The sequence below is a fragment of the Paenibacillus sp. GCM10023250 genome, assembly GCF_042653205.1.
GTDB lineage: Bacteria > Bacillota > Bacilli > Paenibacillales > Paenibacillaceae > Paenibacillus_Z.
Map to the genome: position 1 here is coordinate 39,243 of NZ_JBHSHY010000025.1, position 19,191 is coordinate 58,433.

The 19,191-nt window shown below is 62.9% G+C and carries 19 protein-coding genes; 16 read left to right on the top strand and 3 right to left on the bottom strand.

Going from position 1 to position 19,191, the window contains the following annotated elements; all coding sequences use genetic code 11:
- Positions 1–32: 32 nt before the first annotated feature.
- Positions 33–872: a late competence protein ComER gene (gene comER / locus ACFPB1_RS18560; RefSeq protein ID WP_379227602.1), complete on the bottom strand. Its 840-nt coding sequence runs from the start codon at positions 870–872 to the stop codon at positions 33–35.
- A 194-nt stretch (positions 873–1,066) separates the two neighbouring features.
- Between comER and ACFPB1_RS18565 the strand changes: the two genes are divergently transcribed.
- From ACFPB1_RS18565 to ACFPB1_RS18605, 9 genes are all read left to right on the top strand, one after another.
- Complete coding sequence (locus tag ACFPB1_RS18565; RefSeq protein ID WP_379227603.1) at positions 1,067–1,693, top strand: ComEA family DNA-binding protein; 627 nt, start codon at positions 1,067–1,069, stop codon at positions 1,691–1,693.
- Positions 1,694–1,760: 67 nt separating this feature from the next.
- The gene (locus ACFPB1_RS18570) at positions 1,761–3,053 is read left to right on the top strand and encodes a homocysteine synthase (RefSeq protein WP_379227604.1); all 1,293 of its coding nucleotides are present in this window, start codon (positions 1,761–1,763) and stop codon (positions 3,051–3,053) included.
- A 40-nt stretch (positions 3,054–3,093) separates the two neighbouring features.
- Positions 3,094–3,624 (top strand): deoxycytidylate deaminase, encoded by a 531-nt coding sequence (locus ACFPB1_RS18575; RefSeq protein WP_379227605.1) that lies wholly within the window; start codon positions 3,094–3,096, stop codon positions 3,622–3,624.
- Between the two features lie 193 nt (positions 3,625–3,817).
- Positions 3,818–6,532 (top strand): ComEC/Rec2 family competence protein, encoded by a 2,715-nt coding sequence (locus tag ACFPB1_RS18580; RefSeq protein ID WP_379227606.1) that lies wholly within the window; start codon positions 3,818–3,820, stop codon positions 6,530–6,532.
- A 149-nt stretch (positions 6,533–6,681) separates the two neighbouring features.
- The gene (locus ACFPB1_RS18585) at positions 6,682–7,473 is read left to right on the top strand and encodes a gluconate 2-dehydrogenase subunit 3 family protein (protein ID WP_379227607.1); all 792 of its coding nucleotides are present in this window, start codon (positions 6,682–6,684) and stop codon (positions 7,471–7,473) included.
- Positions 7,474–7,489: 16 nt separating this feature from the next.
- Entirely contained in the window at positions 7,490–9,211 is a 1,722-nt protein-coding gene (locus ACFPB1_RS18590; RefSeq protein WP_379227608.1) for a GMC family oxidoreductase, read from the top strand.
- Complete coding sequence (gene tatC, locus ACFPB1_RS18595) at positions 9,208–9,972, top strand: twin-arginine translocase subunit TatC (RefSeq protein WP_379227609.1); 765 nt, start codon at positions 9,208–9,210, stop codon at positions 9,970–9,972. The genes ACFPB1_RS18590 and tatC overlap by 4 nt, the downstream gene beginning before the upstream one ends.
- A 45-nt stretch (positions 9,973–10,017) precedes the next feature.
- Positions 10,018–10,221 carry a twin-arginine translocase TatA/TatE family subunit gene (gene tatA / locus ACFPB1_RS18600; RefSeq protein WP_379227610.1) on the top strand — a complete coding sequence of 68 codons (204 nt, stop codon included), beginning with the start codon at positions 10,018–10,020 and terminating at the stop codon, positions 10,219–10,221.
- 12 nt (positions 10,222–10,233) lie between these two features.
- Positions 10,234–10,680, top strand: a complete 447-nt coding sequence (locus ACFPB1_RS18605) for a cytochrome C oxidase subunit II (RefSeq protein WP_379227611.1) — start codon at positions 10,234–10,236, stop codon at positions 10,678–10,680.
- Between the two features lie 119 nt (positions 10,681–10,799).
- Here ACFPB1_RS18605 and ACFPB1_RS18610 read toward each other — a convergent pair whose 3' ends face one another.
- On the bottom strand, positions 10,800–11,129 hold the full coding sequence (locus ACFPB1_RS18610; protein WP_379227612.1) for a hypothetical protein: 330 nt from the start codon (positions 11,127–11,129) through the stop codon (positions 10,800–10,802).
- Positions 11,130–11,279: 150 nt separating this feature from the next.
- On the opposite strand from ACFPB1_RS18610, the gene ACFPB1_RS18615 reads away from it, so the two are divergent.
- The 4 genes from ACFPB1_RS18615 (at position 11,280) to holA (ending at position 15,433) form a co-directional block, all read left to right on the top strand.
- Positions 11,280–12,239 (top strand): D-2-hydroxyacid dehydrogenase, encoded by a 960-nt coding sequence (locus tag ACFPB1_RS18615; protein ID WP_379227613.1) that lies wholly within the window; start codon positions 11,280–11,282, stop codon positions 12,237–12,239.
- Positions 12,240–12,452: 213 nt separating this feature from the next.
- Positions 12,453–13,001 carry an RNA polymerase sigma factor gene (locus tag ACFPB1_RS18620; RefSeq protein ID WP_208849270.1) on the top strand — a complete coding sequence of 183 codons (549 nt, stop codon included), beginning with the start codon at positions 12,453–12,455 and terminating at the stop codon, positions 12,999–13,001.
- On the top strand, positions 12,998–14,164 hold the full coding sequence (locus ACFPB1_RS18625; RefSeq protein WP_379227614.1) for an anti-sigma factor family protein: 1,167 nt from the start codon (positions 12,998–13,000) through the stop codon (positions 14,162–14,164). The genes ACFPB1_RS18620 and ACFPB1_RS18625 overlap by 4 nt, the downstream gene beginning before the upstream one ends.
- A 246-nt stretch (positions 14,165–14,410) precedes the next feature.
- On the top strand, positions 14,411–15,433 hold the full coding sequence (gene holA, locus ACFPB1_RS18630) for a DNA polymerase III subunit delta (RefSeq protein WP_379227615.1): 1,023 nt from the start codon (positions 14,411–14,413) through the stop codon (positions 15,431–15,433).
- 149 nt (positions 15,434–15,582) lie between these two features.
- Here holA and rpsT read toward each other — a convergent pair whose 3' ends face one another.
- Positions 15,583–15,855, bottom strand: a complete 273-nt coding sequence (gene rpsT / locus ACFPB1_RS18635) for a 30S ribosomal protein S20 (RefSeq protein ID WP_090638546.1) — start codon at positions 15,853–15,855, stop codon at positions 15,583–15,585.
- Between the two features lie 194 nt (positions 15,856–16,049).
- Between rpsT and gpr the strand changes: the two genes are divergently transcribed.
- The 3 genes from gpr to ACFPB1_RS18650 all read left to right on the top strand — a co-directional run bounded on the left by gpr (position 16,050) and on the right by ACFPB1_RS18650 (position 19,151).
- Positions 16,050–17,057: a GPR endopeptidase gene (gene gpr, locus ACFPB1_RS18640; protein WP_379227616.1), complete on the top strand. Its 1,008-nt coding sequence runs from the start codon at positions 16,050–16,052 to the stop codon at positions 17,055–17,057.
- Positions 17,058–17,335: 278 nt separating this feature from the next.
- Entirely contained in the window at positions 17,336–18,616 is a 1,281-nt protein-coding gene (gene spoIIP / locus ACFPB1_RS18645) for a stage II sporulation protein P (RefSeq protein ID WP_379227617.1), read from the top strand.
- A gap of 25 nt (positions 18,617–18,641) precedes the next feature.
- Positions 18,642–19,151 (top strand): hypothetical protein, encoded by a 510-nt coding sequence (locus tag ACFPB1_RS18650; protein ID WP_379227618.1) that lies wholly within the window; start codon positions 18,642–18,644, stop codon positions 19,149–19,151.
- The last annotated feature ends 40 nt before the right edge of the window (positions 19,152–19,191 follow it).

The window sequence follows — 19,191 nt, forward strand, 5'->3', positions numbered from 1 at the left end:
GAGGTGAACGACCTCTTAACGCAAAGCATGCGTTAAGGGCCGTTCACCTCTTTGCCGTATAAACTGTCGGCGACGCGCTCCAAATCTTCATGATACTTGGCGTGCGTCGCCCGGATGACCCGGTTGAACACGCCGTCGAGCTCGCGGTTCAGCAGCGCGAGCGCCTGCGCCGTGATGCCGCCCGGCACGACAACCCTGGCCTGCAGCTCCTCCGGCGACATGCCGCCCGAGGTCAGCAGCTGCCCCGTGCCGAGCAGCATTTCGCTCGCGATGAGCCGGGCCTGCTCGCGCGGAATGCCGGTCTCCTCGGCCGCCGCGTCGATGAACCGCTGCAGCAGGCAGGACATGATCGCGGGTCCGATGCTGGACAGATCCGAGACGATGCGCGTATGCGACTCGTCGATGTGAAGCGGTTCGCTGATATAAGACAGCAGGCCGTTCAGCCGGGCGATGTCGGCTTCGGTCATCCGGCTGCCGTACATGCAGAGCGAGGCGCCGCTGCACACGTAATTGGTGATGCTGGGAATGACCTTGGCCACCTTGCAGGGCAGGGCGTCCTCCAGCTGGTCCAGCAGGACGGGGCTCGTGATCGATACGATCAGCTGGCTCGCCTGCATGTGTTCGCGTATGCCGTCGAGCACCGTTTTGTATTCCATCGGCTTGACGCACAGGAACACGATGTCCTTGCCGGTCACGGCATCGCGGTTGAGGGGGACGGCCTGCAAGCCGGGGTGTCGGTCGGCGAGGCAGGCTGCTTTCGCGAATGTTCGATTGCTGGCCGTGATTTGCGATGGTTTGAGTGCGCCCGATCCGATGAACGCATCGATCAGCAGGCTGCCCATGCTTCCAATCCCGATAAACCCGACATTCATTGCAATCCCTCCCATGCGCCCGCCTTTCGTTGGCGCAGCTTCAACAGACGTTTGGTGGCCGTATGGCCCGACGAACGCTTCGGATGGGCAATTCGGCCCGGAACGAAGATGCTCTTACTACACTATGCGCGCGGGCAAGGCCGACATGACCGATTATCATAAAAAGATCGCAGAACGACGAAGGGGAGATCCACATGACGAAACGAGCAATAGGGCAGCACCGGCGGCGCGGCGGGTGGTGGGCCGCCGCGCTGTGCGCCGCCGCATCCGTCGCGCTCATCGCGGCGGCGCTGATGCAGCGCGACGCGTCCGCGCGGCCGCCGCAATGGACCGCGATGAACGCGCAGGCGGACGAAGCGCTCGACGCGCTCGAAGCCGGCAAGGCGGATGCGCCGGGCCATGGCGGCGGCAAGGCAGCCGGGACCGACTCGGGCGCGAAGGGCGGGGGAACGAACGCGGCCGGAGCGGATGCAAGCGCAGGGGCTGGCGGGACGGGCGCCGGCATGCCGGCGCCCGGCGGCGCGGAAGCCGGCATAACCGGCGGGAATCCCGGGACGGCAGCGCCGAACAAGAGCGCGGCCGATGCCGGCGCATTCTCCGGCTCCGGCGCCGTGTCGGCCGATGGCAAAGTCGATATCAACCGCGCGACGCCGGAGGAGCTCGACGAGCTGCCGGGGATCGGGGCGGCGAAGGCGAAGGGGATCGCCGACGACCGCGAGCGCAACGGGCCGTTCAAGAGTGCGGACGACCTGCTTCGGGTCAAAGGCATTGGTCCGAAACTACTAGAAAAGATGAAGTCTTTCATTGTTCTGCAGCCATGATTGTGCGACAATGGTAGAGAACGGGATCTTTGCCATCCCGTCCAATCAGGCGAGGAGGAAATGTCTAATGTCCGAACAACGAAAGCTTTCTATCGAAACGCTATCCGTCCACGGAGGCCAGGAAATCGACCCGGCGACCCTTTCCCGCGCAGTACCGATTTACCAGACGACTTCTTACGGTTTCCGGGATACGGACCATGCGGCAAACTTGTTTGCGCTTAAGGAATTCGGCAATATTTATACCCGCATCATGAATCCGACCAGCGACGTGTTCGAGAAGCGGATCGCCGCCCTCGAAGGCGCGCCGGCCGCGCTGGCCGTCGCTTCCGGACAAGCCGCCATTACATATTCGATTCTCAACATCGCGCAGGCCGGCGACGAGATCGTATCCGCGACGAGCCTGTACGGCGGTACGTACAACCTGTTCGCGCACACGTTCCCGAAGCTGGGCATCCGGACGAAGTTCGTCGACCCGTCGAACCCGGCCAATTTCGAAGCCGCGATCACGGACCGCACGAAAGCGCTCTACGCCGAGACGATCGGCAATCCGAAGGGCGACATCATCGACATCGAAGCGGTGGCGAACATCGCGCATAAGCACGGCATTCCGCTCATCGTCGACAATACGTTCCCGAGCCCGTACTTGTGCCGGCCGATCGAGCACGGCGCGGACATCGTCGTCCATTCCGCCACCAAATTCATCGGCGGCCACGGCACGTCCATCGGCGGCGTCGTCGTTGACGGCGGCAAGTTCGACTGGAAGGGAAGCGGCAAGTTCCCGGGCTTGACCGAGCCGGATCCGAGCTACCACGGCGTCGTCTATACGGACGCGGTAGGGCCGATCGCGTTTATCATTAAAATGCGCGTGCAGCTGCTGCGCGACATGGGCGCGGCGATTTCACCGTTCAACTCGTTCCTGCTGCTGCAGGGGCTCGAGACGCTGCATCTGCGTATGGAGCGCCACAGCGCGAACGCGCTGGCCGTGGCCCGGTTCCTAGAAGCACACGAAGCGGTGGAGTGGGTCAATTACCCGGGGCTCGAAAGCCATCCGTCCTACGATCTCGCGCAGAAGTATTTACCGCGGGGACAAGGCGCCATTCTGACGTTCGGCATCAAGGGCGGCGTCGAAGCTGGCAAGAAAGTGATCGACGCGGTTCAGCTGTTTTCGCATTTGGCGAACGTCGGCGACTCCAAGTCGCTCATCATTCATCCCGCGAGCACGACGCACCAGCAGCTCGAAGAGAGCGAGCAGACCGCGGCGGGCGTGACGCCGGGTATGATCCGGCTGTCCGTCGGCACGGAAGGCATCGACGATATTTTGCACGATTTAACACAAGCATTGGCGGCCAGCCAGCAGTAAGCCGAAGGCCGGCTCCCGAAGGAAGGAAGACTTGCAAGCCATGGTACCGGAAGCAAACGATAACGCGAGAAAAGACTGGGATACGTATTTCATGGACATCGCCTATATGGCCGCGACCCGTTCGCGCTGCCCGCGGCGGCATGTCGGGGCGGTGCTCGTGCAGGGCAAGAAGCTGCTCGGCACGGCTTACAACGGCGCGCCGATGGGCGTGGCGGACTGCTCCGAGGACGGCTGCATGATCGTGGAGGAATACGAGCTGCAGGTCGAGGACGGCGCCGAGCGGATGATCAAGAAGCAGCGCTGCATCCGCACCATTCACGCGGAGCAAAATTTGCTGCTTTTCACTGACCGGATCGACCGCGAAGGCTCGACGGTCTACGTGACGGACCAGCCCTGCTGGACGTGCGCGAATATGCTGGCCAACAGCGGCATCAAGGAGATCGTCTATCACCGCGTCTACCACAAGGACAGCGAGAAGGTTGAAGCGCTCATGGGCGTCATGGGCATCGCATTCCGTCAATTGACACCGTACGAGCCGCCGGCGCAAGCCGTCATGAACGTCGTCTCGTAGTCATATAACCGCATATGCATCCATGAGGAAGAACCTCTGGCTGCCCCAGGAAGCGGCACCCCGGCCTTATCGGCCGGGGACGCGCTTCCGGGGCGGGCCGGGGGTTTTTTGCGTTTTCGGGAAGGCGCGGGTAAAACAATCGAACATGAAAAAGCGAAAGGGGAGGAACTGGCATGACGGGGAGGCCGCTCGTTTGGTTTACGGTCTGCTGGGTGCTGGGCAGCTCGGCGGCCGCCGGCATGCCGGCGCCGCACTGCTGGCCGCGCTCGCGGCGCTGGCGCTGGCGCGGCGCAGCTCGTGGCCGCTCGCCGCCGCTTGCTTGGCGGCGTACGGGCTGGCGGCCGGGCAGCGGTCCTGGGCCGATGCCCGCAACGTCGCGGCGCTGCCGGCGCAATATGCCGCGGCGCTTGCGGCTTCGCCGGCGGACGCCGCCGAATTCGCGGCGGAGCTGGCCGGGACGATCGCATCTCCGCCGGAGATCGACGGCGACCGGGTGCAGTTTCGCGTGTCGGGCGGCAGGCTTACGCTGCGGGACGGCGACGATGCAGCGCCCGCCGCGCTCGGCGGGGAGCTGCTGCTCGTGCAGGTGAAGCTGGCGGAGGAGCGGGAGCTGGACATCGCGGGAGATTGGCGCCGCGGGCAGCGGGTGACCGTCGCCGGGACGCTGTCGGTGCCGTCCGCGGGCAGCAATTTCGGCGGCTTCGATTACCGCGCGTATTTGCATGGCCAGCGCATCCATTGGGTGCTCGGCGCGGCCGGCGCGGCCGCCGTAAGGACCGAACCCGGCCCGCGCTGGACCGTGGCCGCGCTGCTGGAGCCGATCGACGCGCTGCGCGCCGCGCTCGGCAAGCGGATGGATGCGCTGTACCCCGGCGTTCAGGCCGGCTATATGAAAGGCCTCGTCCTCGGCATCAGCGACGACCTCGATCCGGACATGTTCCAACGGTTTTCGCAGCTCGGACTGACGCATATTTTGGCGATTTCGGGGCTGCACGTCGCCGTGTTCCTGTACGTGCTCGGCAGCTTGCTGCGGCTGCTTCGAATGACGCGCGAGCGGATGCTTCTCGTCCTCATCGCGGCGGTGCCGTTCTACGTGTTCCTCGCGGGCGCTTCGCCGTCGGTCGTCCGTGCCGGCATCATGGCGATGCTCGGACTCGCGGCGGCTCGCCTTCACAAGCTGAAGGACGGCCTGCATTTGCTCGCGGCGGCCGCCCTGCTCATGCTCGTCTGGGACCCGTACATGCTGGGCAACGTCGGGTTCCAGCTGTCGTTCCTCGTGACGGCCGGACTCATGCTCGGCACGACGCCGGTCCGCGGCTTGCTGCCCCGGGGCCGCAAATGGTGGAGCAAGTCGCTGTGCGACCTGCTCGCGGTCACGGTCGTCGCGCAGGCGGTATCGCTGCCGCTGACGATCTATTACTTCAATCAGCTGCACGTGCTGTCCATCGCGGCCAATCTCGTGCTCGTGCCGTTCATCAGCTTCATCGTCATGCCGCTCGGCGGCGCCTCCCTCGTGCTGGACGGACTGTGGCATCCGGCCGGTGCGCTCGCCGCCGCGATCGCGGCGGTCGGCAACGACTTGACCTTCGGCTTCGTCCTGAAGCTGAGCGGGTGGAAGAGCTTCCGGCTGATCTGGGCGACGCCGCCGCTGTGGTGGGTCGCGGTGATCTACGCGGCGCTCGCGCTGGCGTTCCGGGCGCTCGGCTCGCTTCAGGCGGCCAAACGGGCCGAGGAGGAAGCCGAACGCGGCACGATTGATGCGGCCGACCCCGGCTCCTTGCCGGACGGCCTGCCGCTGTCGTCCGCGCAGCTGACGGAGGACGAGCCGACGCAGCCGCTCCGCTCTCCGCCGCCAGCCGCAAGCGGCGCCGAGGAGGTGTGGTCGGCGCCGTTCATCCAGCTGCCTGCGGCATCGCCCGGCATGCTTAAGCGGAACCGCGTCCTGCTCGGGCTCGCCGCCGCGGCGCTGGCCGGGCTGGCGCTCTTCGCGTATTTCCCGGATACGCTCGACCGGGACGGCTACGTCGCGTTTCTCGACGTCGGCCAGGGCGATTCCGTCTACGTTCGGACTCCGGGCGGCAAACATATCCTGATCGACGGCGGCGGTGCCGTCGAGTTCGGCAGCCGCGAGCCATGGCGGCAGCGCAAGGATCCGTTTGAAGTCGGGCGCAAGGTCGTCGTGCCGCTGCTGCAGCAGCGGGGCGTGCACGCACTCGACCTGCTCGTGCTGTCGCATCTCGACAGCGACCATATCAAGGGATTGCTCGCGGTGATGGCGTCCATCCCCGTCCGCGCCGTGCTGTGGAACGGCTCGGTCAAGGACTCCCCGGATGCCGTCGCCCTGCTGCGGGAAGCGGTGGACGCAGGCATCCCGCTCTACCGCGCGGAAGGCGGCCGCGTCTGGGATATCGACCCGCATGCCAGCATCCGGATCATCGGCTCTCCGCCGGTGCTGCTCGAAGCCGGCAAAGGGACGCCCGCCGTGCCCAAAGCCGACGAACAGAACGGCGAGAGCGTCGCGGTGCTGCTCGACCTGTACGGCAGGCGGTTTCTGTTCGCCGGCGACGCCGACGCCGCCGAGGAGCGCAGCCTGATGAAGCAGCTGCAGGAGCAGCCGCCGTCGCCGGAGCAGCAGCAGCTTTCGGCGCCGGTCGACGTCATGAAGATTTCCCATCACGGGAGCAAAACGTCGACGACGGACGACTGGCTCGCGTACTGGCATCCGGCGCAGGCGGTCATCTCCGTCGGACGAAACAACATCTACGGGCATCCGCATCCGACCGTCGTGGAGCGGCTGCAAGCTGCCGGCATCCCTGCCGCGAGAACGGATCTGAACGGGGAGGTTCAATTCCGGATCGCCCCCGACGGGTCCTTGAGCAAGCGGACGGTCTTGGCCGCAGCGCCTTAACGCGGCCCTGCGCCGTTCGCCGCCGGGCCACGCTTCGCTGCCGGGCCGCGCTTCGCCGCCGGAAGTTTCCCATTCGTGGATAATGCTGCGTTCGCTGGAAAAGACTAACCTCAAGGAGTTCCCCAACTTTCGGAAGAGAGGCGAGTGGCATGGCGAACAAGCAAGATCCGCCCGAGCAGCCCCGCGACGAGTCGCGCAGGCAGTTTCTCAAGTATTCGGGTACCGCGATTGGCGGCGTCGTGGTCGGCGGCGTCATCGGCGGTCTGATCGGGGCGAATGCGAAGCAGACGAAGAACCAGCCGGCACCGCGCGTGCAGCAGACCGATCAGAAGAAGGCGGCGCAAGCGGCGGACCGCGATTATAACCAAGCGCTGATGTACTTCAACCAGGATCAGTTTCTGACGGCGGAGGCGGCGGCCGAACGCATCTATCCGCAGGACGAGTCGGGTCCGGGGGCGAAGGAGCTCGGCGTCGCCTTTTTCATCGACCATCAAATGGCCAGTTCCTACGGCTTGAACGGACGCGAGTACATGAACCCGCCGTTTTACAAGTCCGAGGCGACGCAGGGCTACCAGCTGTCCTTCAAGCGGAGGGAACTGATCGCCCTCGGCCTGGACGCGCTTAATTTATACAGCAACGACAAATATCAGAAGGGATTTCCGGATCTGGCGCCCGAGGAGCAGGACAAGGTGCTCGGCGATTTCGAGTCGGACGCGGTGCATTTGAAAGGCGTACCGGCTTCGACGTTCTTCAACTATTTCCTGAACTTGACGATCGAGGGCGTCTATGCGGATCCGCTGTACGGCGGCAACAAGAACATGGGAGGCTGGCGCATGCGCAACTTCCCGGGCAACCAGATGAGCTACTTCAACGACATCGAGAAGGACGAGTTCGTTAAGATGGAGCCGTTGAGCTTAAGCGATCATTTGGAAATGGGTTAGGAGGAGGAAGGAGACCATGGCTACGAAACTTCCGAAAGTGCCGATCGTCATCGTCGGCATGGGCTGGGTCGGCGGCATCCTCGCCGCGGAACTGACGAAGGCCGGCCATTCCGTGGTCGGGCTGGAGCGGGGCAAAAGCCGGAACACGCAGGATTACTTCCATGTGCACGACGAGCTGCGCTACGCGTCCCGCTACGAGCTGATGCAGGATTTGTCCAAAGAAACGGTCACGTTCCGCAACACGGACAAGCAGCGGGCTCTGCCGATGCGCAGCTACGGCTCGTTCCTGCTCGGCGAAGGGCTGGGCGGCGCGGGCGTCCATTGGAACGGCCAGTATTACCGGTTCCTGCCGTACGATTTCCAGATCCGCAGCAAGACGATCGAGCGCTACGGCGCCAAAAAAATTCCGGAAGGCATGGCGATCCGCGACTGGGGCATCACCTACGACGAGCTGGAGCCGTATTACGTGAAATTCGAGCAGATGGCCGGCATCGGCGGCGAGCAGACAACCCAGCCGAACGTCGGGAAGATGTCCAAGCCGTTCCCGGTCGGCCCGATGAAGAAAACGCCGGGCATGAAGCTGTTCGAGGATGCGGCGAAGAAGCTCGGTTACCACCCGTACGTCATTCCGTCGGCCAACCTGACCGAGCTGTACAAAAACCCGGACGGCATCGAGCGGGCGGCCTGCCAATACTGCGGCTACTGCGAGCGGTTCGGCTGCGAATACGGGGCGAAATCCGATCCTGTCGTCACGGTGCTGCCCGTCGCCCAGAAGACGGGCAAGCTGGACCTCCGGACGCATTCGACCGTAACGGAAGTGCTGCACGATGGCAAGAAGGCGACGGGCGTCCGTTACGTCAATACACCGACCGGCGAAGAGTACATTCAGCCGGCGGACGTCGTCATTCTCGCGAGCTACCTGTTCTCCAACGTCCGCCTGCTGCTGCTCTCCAAGCTCGGCCGGCCGTACGACCCGCAATCCGACACGGGCGCGGTCGGCCGCAACTACGCCTATCAAGTGAACGGCGCCAGCACGAACGTCATGTACGAGGACCGCGAATTCAACCTGGCGATGGGCGCGGGGGCGCTCGGCAGCAGCATCGACGATTACAATGGCGACAATTTCGATCACGCGGACCTGAAGTTTCTGCACGGCGCGAACATCCGGTTCACGCAGACGGGCGCGAGGCCGATCCAGTTCCAGCCCGCGCCGATGGGCACCGCCAAATGGGGCGCCGAATTCAAGAAGCAGACGCTCCATTACTCGAACCGCGTGCTGACCGTGGCGGCGCAGGGCTCCAGCATGCCGTGGCGCCACCATTACCTTGATCTCGATCCGACCTACAAGGACGCGCTCGGCCTGCCGCTGATCCGGCTGACGTTCGACTTCGAGGACCAGGACCGCGAGCTCGTGACGTACATCGCGGGTAAGACGAAGGAAATCGCCGACGGGATGGGGGGCACACAGACGGAGGTTCATAACTCCATCAAGCAGTACAACATCGTGCCGTACCAGTCCACGCATAATACGGGCGGCGCCATTATGGGAAGCGATCCCAAGACGTCGGTCGTCAATAACTACTTGCAAATGTGGGATGCCCCGAACGTGTTCGTCGTCGGTGCGTCGGCGTTCTCGCATAACAGCGGGTTCAACCCGACGGCGACCGTCGGGGCGCTCGCCTACCGGGCGGCGGAAGGCATCGCCAAATATATCGCCAAACCCGGACCGCTCACATGAGCGGCCGGGAGAACGGCAAACTGTCCGCGGACCGGGAGCTGATCGCGCATTTGACGGAGCTGCGCAAGCGGCTCATCGTTGCGGCGGCGTGGTTCGTGCTTTCCCTGGCCGCCGGTCTTTACGCGTCGCCGCGCTTGCTGCATTTCGTCAAGACGCATCTCGGATCGGTGAAGGTGGAATGGAGCGTCTTCTCGCTGTCCGATGGTCTGGCCGTCTATATGAAATGCGCGCTCATGGTCGGGCTGCTGCTATCGCTGCCGGTGTTCGTCTACCAGCTGTGGGCGTTCGCGCGGCCGGGGATGACCGAATCGGAAGCGAAGGCGACGCTGATGTACGTGCCGCTTTCGCTGCTGCTGTTCGCGGCCGGCGTGCTGTTCGGCTACCTGGTCGCCCTGCCGATGATGATCGCGTTCATGATCAAGCTCAATCGGTCGATTGGGGCGCAAGAGGTGTACGGCATCCAGCATTACGTGTCCTTCCTCGTCAGCTTCCTGCTGCCGATGGGCATCGCGTTCGAAATGCCGCTCGTGCTGCTCCTGCTGACCCGCATCGGGCTGCTCACGCCAGGAAAGCTGAAGCAGGCGCGCAAGTTTGCGTACGTCGGCTTGGCCGTACTGGGTTCGCTCATCTCTCCACCGGATTTCGTCTCGCATCTGTCGGTGACGCTTCCACTCATCCTGCTGTTCGAGATCAGCGCTTTCGTCAGCATCCGGTATTTTCGGAGGCGGGAGAAACGGGCACTGAAGCCGGCGATGCCATAAGCGCGCACCGCGCATTCAACCGATACGGGAAAGGAGGTCATCCGCATGTTCAACAATGTCGGCATTTCCGGGCTGATCATCATTCTGGCCATCGCGCTCATCGTTTTCGGGCCGGCCAAGCTGCCGCAGCTCGGCCGCGCGTTCGGCGATACGCTGCGCGAATTCCGCAACTCGACGAAGGGCATTATAATCGACGACGCGACGGAAGAGCAGCAGCAGCCCGTCAAGGAATTGGAACAAGCTAAATAAGGAGGATGAACGATGAATAACCGACTGGGCAAGGGCTTTTTTACGGCGGCGCTCGTTTGCATGGCGGCGCTGGCGCTGACCGGCTGCGGCGGCAGCAAGAACAACGATGCCGCGAATAACGGCGGCACGAATGCGGGAACGAACACAGGAACGAATGCCGGCACGAACGCCGGTACGAACGCCGGCGGCGGAGGCGCGCAGAACATAACGGTCAAGGCGACCAACTTCAAATTCGACCAACCCGAAATTCACGTGAAGCAGGGCGATAAAGTGACGGTGACGCTCGTCGACGAAGCCGGCTCGCACGGCTTCGCGATACCGGATTTCAACGTGGACATCAAAGAGAACAATGGTACCGCGACCTTCACCGCCGACAAGACGGGCGAACACCCGTACCATTGCTCGGTCATGTGCGGCTCGGGCCATGCCAACATGGTCGGCAAATTGATCGTCGACTGACGAAGGCACCCGATTCAAACGCTGAATAAGCCCTTGCCGGCCGCGGACGATAAGGCTGGCAAGGGCTTATTCGGCGTGGGCGATTCGCCGTGGGCGGCTCGGGTGCGTGCCGCGGTTCGTCAGCACAGCTCCTTGATCTGCTTCACGAGATCCAGCCGCCGCAGCTTCAGCTGCCCGATCGAATCCCGGATGGCGGCTTCCTCCTCAGAGCTGCCGCTTTGGCGCATCAGCGCGAACAGCTCCATCATCTTATAGTTGATCGCGTTGAATTGCAGCCACAGCTGTTCCTTCGTCCGTTCCCGGACGGTCTCGTCGCGGGCGGCGTCCTTCCGCCGCAATACTTCCACGATTTCCGCCTGCCAGGCGTTGTCTCCGATCGCCCCCGCGTAATTGTACAAGTCCAAGTAATCGTCGACCCGCCGCCCGTTCCACTGCTCCTTCGTCATCATGCTTGACCCTCCCGAAACGCATCGTCAGTTTGCTATTAAGATAACCGGATCGTTCCTGTTTGACACATTTCACGCCGGATGGTAACGTTTAAACCAAAATCAGGGGCAAACATGTGTAAACCAGGAACATCAGGGAGGAGAGCCGTACATATGGGAACCATCGTATCCGTTCATACATTTGACGACGAGCAGGCCGCGGCGATTCGGGCGGCGCTGCCGGAATATGAGTTCGTGCAGGCCGCGGGACTCGAGGAAGCCGAGGCACGAGCGCTGCTGAAATCCGCCGAGATTATCCTCGGGTGGAACCGGGATGTCAAGAAGACGTTGTATACTGAAGGCATCGCGCTGAAATGGCTGCAAAACATGGGGGCCGGCATCGATCATCTGCCGCTCGACCGGGTGAAGGAGCTCGGCATCGTCGTCACGAACGCGTCGGGCGTGCATCCGTTCCAAATCTCGGAATCGATCTTCGCCATGCTGCTGTCGCTGACCCGCGGGGTGCACCGCGCCGTTCGCAGCCAGCTCGCGGCCAGATGGCAGCCCTCGCTGCGGCTTGGGGAAGCGCACGGCCGGACGATGGCCATCCTAGGCGTCGGCGCGATCGGACTGGAGACAGCCAAGATCGCCAAAGCCTTTCAAATGAAGGTGCTCGGCATCCGCCGCACGGGAGGCGAAGCCGAACATGTAGATGAGATGTACGGCATGGACCGCTTGAACGACGTGCTGGCGCAGAGCGATTACGTCGTCAACTGCCTGCCGTTGACGGACGCGACGCGCGGCCTGATCGGCGCAGCCCAGTTCGAGGTCATGAAATCGACTTCCTACTACTTAAATATCGGACGCGGCGGCACGACCGATACCGAAGCGCTGGTGGAGGCGCTCCGAAGCGGCGGCATCGCGGGGGCCGGCCTGGACGTATTCGAGCAGGAGCCGCTGCCGGCAGACCATCCGCTGTGGGGGCTGGACAACGTGATCCTGACGCCGCATGAGGCCGGCAGCACGGACGTTTACACGGCCCGCGCGCTGGAGATCGTGCTCGACAACCTGGCCCACTACCGCGCGCACGGCGCGCCGGTCCGCAATCTGGTCGACCTGCGCGCGCAATATTGAGGCGAGCGGCGGGAGACGAGAAGACCGTACGACTGTCGGAAATGTTCCGGCAGGGTGTACGGTCCTTTTATTTTCTGCTATTCTTTTGATGTACTGGGCCTCGATTCGACTAGGACCATAGACACCTAAATTTTTCATAAAAAAGATTCTATATGCTGTGCAACATTCGACAGGACGCGTCCGTCTGTAATGTTGCAAGAGGGGGGATCCTCCGTGGTAGAGCCAGGCCTGATCAAAGCCGCGCAAGCCGGCGATGGCGAAGCTCTTATTACTCTGTTGCGCCAAATCGAAAATCATGTGTACCGGACCGCCTACTATATCGTCAACAACGAACAGGACGCGATGGATGCCGCCCAAGAAGCCCTTATCCGCATTTATACCAAAATCGGCACGTACGAGGAAAAGGCGCAGTTCAAAACCTGGGTCCAACGGATCGTGACGAATATTTGCATCGATAAGTTCCGGAGAAACAAGCCTACTGTATCCATCGAGGAGCACGAAATGGTGTTTCAGGATCAGCATACCGTCGAGGACGAAGTCATGTCGTCGTACACGGCGCAGGATATCCGCAAGGCGATCGACAAGCTGCCCGAGCATCACAGAGCGGTCGTCGTGCTGCGGTACCTGCAGGACTTCTCTTACAACGAAATCGCGGATTCGCTTGATTTGCCGCTGAATACCGTCAAATCGTATTTATTCCGGGCAAGGCAGCAGCTGCAGACCTACCTGCACGACTATCAGAGAGGAGGTGTCCGAGGATGAATTGTCAAGAGGTGATGGACTATATGCAACGACAGCTGGATGGGGACCTGGACGAACGGGAAACCGAAATCTTGATGAATCATACGCGGCATTGCTCCGAGTGCGCGGCGATGTTCGAACGGTTGAAGCGGCTGTCCGAGGGATTGGAAAGCTTGCCGAAGGTAGCGCCCAGCTACAGCTTGGTCGACGCGATTCTGCCGAAGCTCGCGGAGCTGTCGGCGGCCGAAGAAGCGCGGACCGTCGAGCCGCCGCCGATCGTCGCGGCCGGCGAAGGGACGAACCCTCGGCGGACGCAGAAGAGCGGGAACGGCTGGCGCCGATGGCTGCCGATGTCCACGGCGGGCGGCGTCGTCGCGGCTGGCGTCATCGTCGGCATGTTCTTCCTGAACAGCGGCGGCACCCATACGCTTCGCGACAGTGCGGACAGCGGAATGGCCGCATCGGCGGATAATGCCGCCGACAGCAGCGCCAGCATCATGAACGAGGCCATCCAGGAAAACAACGCGGCGGCAGATACGGGATCGAGCGGCGACGCTGCGGCGAAGAACGACGGAGGCGTCGCGGCGCAGGGCGCCGAGAAGAACAAAGCGGCGGCCGGCGGGGCCGAGGTGCACAAGGATCAGATCGCCGTCGATCCGAACGGCGAAGCGATGCCGCCGATCATGGACGGACGGAGCGCCGGCGGAGCAGATGCTGATCAGTCGTACCCGCCGAATTTCGCGACGGGATCTTCGGGCGAAGGCGATACCGCGGCAAACGGCGGCGGCAACGCGCCTGCGGCCGGTTCGAATCAGACGCTGAGCGGCCCCAGCGGCGCGCAAGACGGCGTCGCGGCCGACAGGACGGACAGCAGCGGGGGCAATATGTCCGCGATGACCCCGGACAATAACCCGTCCGTTTCGTCCAAGGAGCCGGTGATGGCTTCTCCGATATCGGCCGATAAGCAATACCAGGCGTTTATCGTGGACGGGGATACGGTGAGCGTCTATACCGTCGACGGCAGCGAGCTGAAGTACCAGAGCGCGAAACGGACCGGCATCGCCGATCTGCGCTGGACGGAGGACGATAAGCTGACGTACACGGCTGTCGACGCGGACGGCGTCAAGAAGACGTTCGTCGTCAACCCGAAGACGGGCACGGAGCAGAAGCAATCTAGCAAATAATGAATATGCCCAAGCACACATGACGTGACATTCGCGTATGGTGTAGAGAAGAAAGCGTCATGCGACGATCGAGAAAGCCTTGACGTCCGTATGACCATTCGCTGCCGGTACCATGGGCCGCGCTCGCGAGTGTTTATATAGATGTTCGGGGACAAAGGGATGAGGTGAAGGCTGCCTCGTCCCTTTGTTGCGTTTTGGCCGGAATGGCGCTATCGTTAACATGATCGGTACGGAGGAGGCGAGCGGATGGACCCGAAGGAAGCCGCGAAGGAATGGAAAGCCGGGCGATTCAGGCCCGTGTACGTGCTATATGGGAAGGACCGCTACCGGATGCGGCAGTTCGTCGAAGCGCTGACGGAGAAGCTGCTGCCGCCGGAAGAGCGCGAGCTCGGCATCGTCAAGTACGACATGTCGGAGACGCCGGTCGAGGAAGCAGTCGCGGAGGCGGACACGCTGCCGTTCTTCGCCTCGCGCAAGCTGGTGCTCGTGCGGGATACGTCCGTGCTAGCGGCGGCACAGGGCAAGGAAGCGAAGCTGGAGCACGGTACGGAGGCACTGCTCGCGTATCTGAAGCAGCCGTGCGAGACGAGCGTCGTCGTGTTCCAGGTGATGGCGGAGAAGCTTGACGAGCGCCGCAAGGTCGTGAAGCTGCTGAAGGAGCAGGATGCGCTGATCGCCTTCCAGGAGCTGCAGGAGAACGAGCTGCTACAATGGACGGTCAAGCGCGCCGAGGAGCAGGGCCGCTCGCTGGATCGCGACGCCGCGCGGCTGCTTCTGGCCCGCACCGGCACGAACATGCAGCAGCTGGCGCACGAGGTGGACAAGCTCTGCCTGCATGCCGGCCATGGCGGCGCCATCTCGGGCGCGGACGTCGAAGCGCTGATCGCTTCGACGGTCGAGGAGGACGTCTTCGCACTGATCGACGCGATGGCGTCGCTGAACGTGGAGAAGGCGCTCAAGCTGTACGCCGAATTGCTGCTGCGCCGCGAGGAGCCGATCAAGATCGCGGCGCTGATCGCCCGGCAGTTCCGGATCATGCTGCAGGTGAAGGAGCTGGAGCAGCGCAATTACTCGCAGCAGCAGATGGCCGGTCAGATCGGCCTGCACCCGTATGCCGTCAAGGTGGCGGCCGAGAAGGCGAGGCGGTTCTCCGCGCAGACGCTGGGCCGTCACCTGAGCAAGTTGGCCGAGCTGGATTACGGCATGAAGACCGGCCGGGTGGACAAGACGCTGGGCCTCGAGCTGTTCCTGCTGTCGCTCGCCGCGTAAACCGGCGGCGAGCCGCGGCAGACGGCAGTGCCGACGCCGGTACCGGGGAGCGCTCTTCTTCCTCCGGTATTGCCGCCCGCCCGCGCGGGAATATTAAAAAGTCCTGCCCGTTCGCCGAAGCGAGCGGGCAGGACTTTTATGGGGTTGAATTAGGCTTGAGCGCTCAGTGCGTTCAGCTTCTTAGCCAGACGCGACTTTTTGCGAGCAGCTGCATTTTTATGGATCAGGCCTTTCGTTACGGCTTTGTCCAGCTTTTTCGTAGCGACGATCAGAGCTGCTTTGGCAGCTTCCACATCGGTAGCGACGACAGCTTGGTCGGCAGCTTTAACGGCCGTGCGAAGCGCGGATTTTTGAGAAGCGTTCAGAGCGCGGCGTTTCTCGATCGTCTTCACGCGTTTTACAGCGGATTTGATGTTTGGCATTGCATTCACCTCCCGTAAAAAAAGGGAAACCCCTTTATAACAAACACAACTTGACATAGTTTATCATGGGCAGGGACAAAAAGCAATAGCGCACTCGGGCTTGTTGGTCGTTCCGCGGGTCCCCGAACCGCATAATTTATCCCGGGCTTCCGCACACTAAAGCCATTCGATAATGGAAGGAGTGCCCTTATTGCATGGATGACCTGGATTTGGAGCGATTTAACGTCGGCATTGACTTGGCGCTGGAAGCGAAGGAACTGGCGGAGTCGGCCGGCAACGGGCCGATCCCTGGCGTCGTGTCCGAGGTATCGGACGATGACGGCATCAAGATTACCCGGCTGGACGTCACGACGGAGGAAGGCTCGCGCATCATGGGGAAAATGATCGGCCATTACGTCACCTTCGAGGTGCCCGAGCTGCGCAAGCAGGACACGGGGCTGCAGGACCGCGTCGCGACGAAGCTGGCGCAGGAATTCGCCGCGTTCCTGGAGCGGATCGGCGTGGCGAAGACGGCGAACGTGCTCATCGTCGGGCTCGGCAACTGGAACGTGACGCCCGACGCCCTCGGCCCGATCGTGGTCGAGAACACGCTCGTGACCCGGCATTTCTTCGAGCTGATGCCGGACGAGGTCGCGCCCGGCTATCGCAACGTCAGCGCGGTCGCGCCCGGCGTGCTCGGCATTACCGGCATCGAATCCAGCGACATCGTGCAGGGCATCGTCGACCGTTCGAAGCCCGACCTCATCATCGCCATCGACGCGCTGGCGTCCAAGGCGCTCGAGCGGGTCAACACGACGATCCAGATCGCCGATACCGGTATCCATCCCGGCTCCGGTATCGGCAACAAGCGGCGCGGGCTGACGAAAGATATCCTGGGCGTGCCCGTCGTGGCGATCGGCGTACCCACCGTCCTGTACGCCTCGACGATCGTGAGCAACAGCATCGACCTCATGCGGGAGCATCTGAAGAAGCATGCCAATCAGGCAACGGACGGTTTTATGGGGCTGCTGGATTCCATCGACGAGAACGAGCGGCTGCAGCTCGTCCGCGAAGCGCTCGGGCCGCTCGGCCACGATCTGCTCGTCACGCCGAAGGAGATCGACCAGTTCATCGAGGACATCGCCAACATCGTCGCCAGCGGCTTGAACGCGGCGCTGCACGAAGCCGTCGACAAGACGAACGTGGCCGCTTACACGCACTGATCCCCGGCCCTCGCCGCGCCGCAAAGGCGCGGCGGCCGCACGCAGGGGCGGCAAACAGCCCCTCGCACTCCGCCCTCCGGCATCGCGCCGGAGGGCTTTTTCGGCGCGCGGGCCCAGGTGATTCTCGCAATCTAGCAGTCTCGCGGCAATCAGCGGGCAATCTAGCGTTCTACTAAACTTCCAAACTTCCGGTTCTAGCAATCCGCTCGTCCTCATAAGATGGAATCAGGCCTGAAACGGGCGAAGCACCGAAAATGGGAACCGGGAGGAACTACGCAATGAAACGTATCATAATGACGCTCAACATCGGCCGAAGCAGCCTGCGGCTCAGGCAGCTGCTGGTGGCCGGCCGCACCTTTGCCCTGCTGTCATTAGGATCGATGGTCCTTGTCCTCGTCGTCGGCATCGGCGTCATCGTGCAGCAGCGCGCCTCGACTTCGCCGGTCGCGTCCATGACAGGGTTCGCGGCGTCGGTTTCAAACGGTTTGTTCTCGGACATGCTCGCGATGGAGTTGCCCGGGACCGCCAAGGCGGACGTTCAGCCGTCCATCTCCGGCCGTCAGATCGGCAGCTTTCTCGTCCGGCTGCTCACGGATATCAACCCGGACGATCCGAAGAGCCTGCTGGCCAGCCAGTATCCGGGCCTCGAGGGAGAGAAGACGACGCTGCTGCAAGGCGGTTCGGGCACGGACGCGTCGGTAGGGCCCGAGGATCACGAGACGGTGACATCGAGCGAAGGCGGCGCCGAAGGGACGGACGACACGCCGGACGGGCTGTCCGACGCCGACCGGCCGGATCACGATCCCGGCGACAACGGGGACGCGGACAGCGGCGCGGAAGCGGCGGAGGATACCGGCGGCAGCGACGGCGGATCTCCGGCAGCGCCGGCGATGCCGACGACCGGCGGGCGCAACGTCGTGTTCATCTATCATTCCCACGCCCGCGAATCGTGGTTTCCGGAGATCAAGAGCAAGAAGACGGCGGAGTCCTCGACCCGGAACATCACGATGCTCGGCGCGCGGCTCGCCGACCAGCTCGACAAGCTGGGCGTCGGCGCGCTCCATTCCGCGACGGATTACCCGGCCGCGGTTAAAAACTACAATTGGCTCCTATCCTATAAATATTCGAAACAGTCGGTGCTTACGGCGATGTCGGCCAACAAGGACCTGAAATTTTTCTTCGATATTCACCGCGACTCGCAGCACCGCAAGGAAACGACCGCGACGATCAACGGGCTGGACTACGCGCAGGTGTTCTTCATCATCGGGCACGGCAATCCGGACTGGCAGAAGAACGAGGCGTTCGCGAGCGAGATTCACGAGGCGCTCGAGAAGAAATATCCCGGCCTCTCGCGCGGCATCTGGGGCAAATCGGCGGCCAACGGAAACGGCGAATACAACCAGTCCCTCGCGTCGGACAGCGTGCTGATCGAGATCGGCGGCGTGGACAATTCGCTCAAGGAGTCGTACCGGACGGTGGACGCGCTCGCGAAGGTTATCGCGGACCTGTATTGGAAGGACGAGAAAGTAACCGCACCGCCCGCGGGGGCGGGCAAATAAGAGGAAACGAGAAGGGGGAATGGCTATGCGTCGGCAAACACTCAAAACGGCCGTGGTCGGGGGCGCGGTCGCGCTGATCGTCCTGTTCGGCATCGACATCGCAACGAGCGGCATCGAACGCATCAACGGACCCGTGGATACGATCCGGTCGGCGCTGCCGGGCGTTACGGAAGGGTCGGAAGCAGGAGCGGCGGGGACGGGAGCCGCGGGAGCGACCGATTTTCCGGGGGCTTACGGGTCGGACCCGTCACGGGCGCTGGGCGACGCCTCGCTGCCCGAAGGCAGCGTCGTGATCGCGCCGATGCCGCAGAGGACGGTCCAAGACGCGCAGCACGGCCGTACGGAAGAAGAGATCCGCCGGGAATACGAGCGGAAGCTGCAGGAGGAGCTGGCCAAGCGGCTGCCGGGTTTGCCGGAGGCGGCGAGCCAATCGACCGTCAACCAGGTCGCCGACGGCACGGCCGGCGTACTGCAGTCGATCTCGTCGAAGGGCATCCGTCTAGTCGTCTCGTTTTTCGAGAAGGTGACGGATTGATGGGCTTGGCCCGAACTGGTATAATACAATGATGATTAGC

Coding starts and splice junctions, on each gene's coding strand:
- comER (WP_379227602.1), bottom strand. CDS start 872: ATGAATGTCGGGTTTATCGGGATTGGAAGCATGGGCAGCCTGCTGATC.
- ACFPB1_RS18565 (WP_379227603.1), top strand. CDS start 1,067: ATGACGAAACGAGCAATAGGGCAGCACCGGCGGCGCGGCGGGTGGTGG.
- ACFPB1_RS18570 (WP_379227604.1), top strand. CDS start 1,761: ATGTCCGAACAACGAAAGCTTTCTATCGAAACGCTATCCGTCCACGGA.
- ACFPB1_RS18575 (WP_379227605.1), top strand. CDS start 3,094: ATGGTACCGGAAGCAAACGATAACGCGAGAAAAGACTGGGATACGTAT.
- ACFPB1_RS18585 (WP_379227607.1), top strand. CDS start 6,682: ATGGCGAACAAGCAAGATCCGCCCGAGCAGCCCCGCGACGAGTCGCGC.
- ACFPB1_RS18590 (WP_379227608.1), top strand. CDS start 7,490: ATGGCTACGAAACTTCCGAAAGTGCCGATCGTCATCGTCGGCATGGGC.
- tatC (WP_379227609.1), top strand. CDS start 9,208: ATGAGCGGCCGGGAGAACGGCAAACTGTCCGCGGACCGGGAGCTGATC.
- tatA (WP_379227610.1), top strand. CDS start 10,018: ATGTTCAACAATGTCGGCATTTCCGGGCTGATCATCATTCTGGCCATC.
- ACFPB1_RS18605 (WP_379227611.1), top strand. CDS start 10,234: ATGAATAACCGACTGGGCAAGGGCTTTTTTACGGCGGCGCTCGTTTGC.
- ACFPB1_RS18610 (WP_379227612.1), bottom strand. CDS start 11,129: ATGATGACGAAGGAGCAGTGGAACGGGCGGCGGGTCGACGATTACTTG.
- ACFPB1_RS18615 (WP_379227613.1), top strand. CDS start 11,280: ATGGGAACCATCGTATCCGTTCATACATTTGACGACGAGCAGGCCGCG.
- ACFPB1_RS18625 (WP_379227614.1), top strand. CDS start 12,998: ATGAATTGTCAAGAGGTGATGGACTATATGCAACGACAGCTGGATGGG.
- holA (WP_379227615.1), top strand. CDS start 14,411: ATGGACCCGAAGGAAGCCGCGAAGGAATGGAAAGCCGGGCGATTCAGG.
- rpsT (WP_090638546.1), bottom strand. CDS start 15,855: ATGCCAAACATCAAATCCGCTGTAAAACGCGTGAAGACGATCGAGAAA.
- gpr (WP_379227616.1), top strand. CDS start 16,050: ATGGATGACCTGGATTTGGAGCGATTTAACGTCGGCATTGACTTGGCG.
- spoIIP (WP_379227617.1), top strand. CDS start 17,336: ATGAAACGTATCATAATGACGCTCAACATCGGCCGAAGCAGCCTGCGG.
- ACFPB1_RS18650 (WP_379227618.1), top strand. CDS start 18,642: ATGCGTCGGCAAACACTCAAAACGGCCGTGGTCGGGGGCGCGGTCGCG.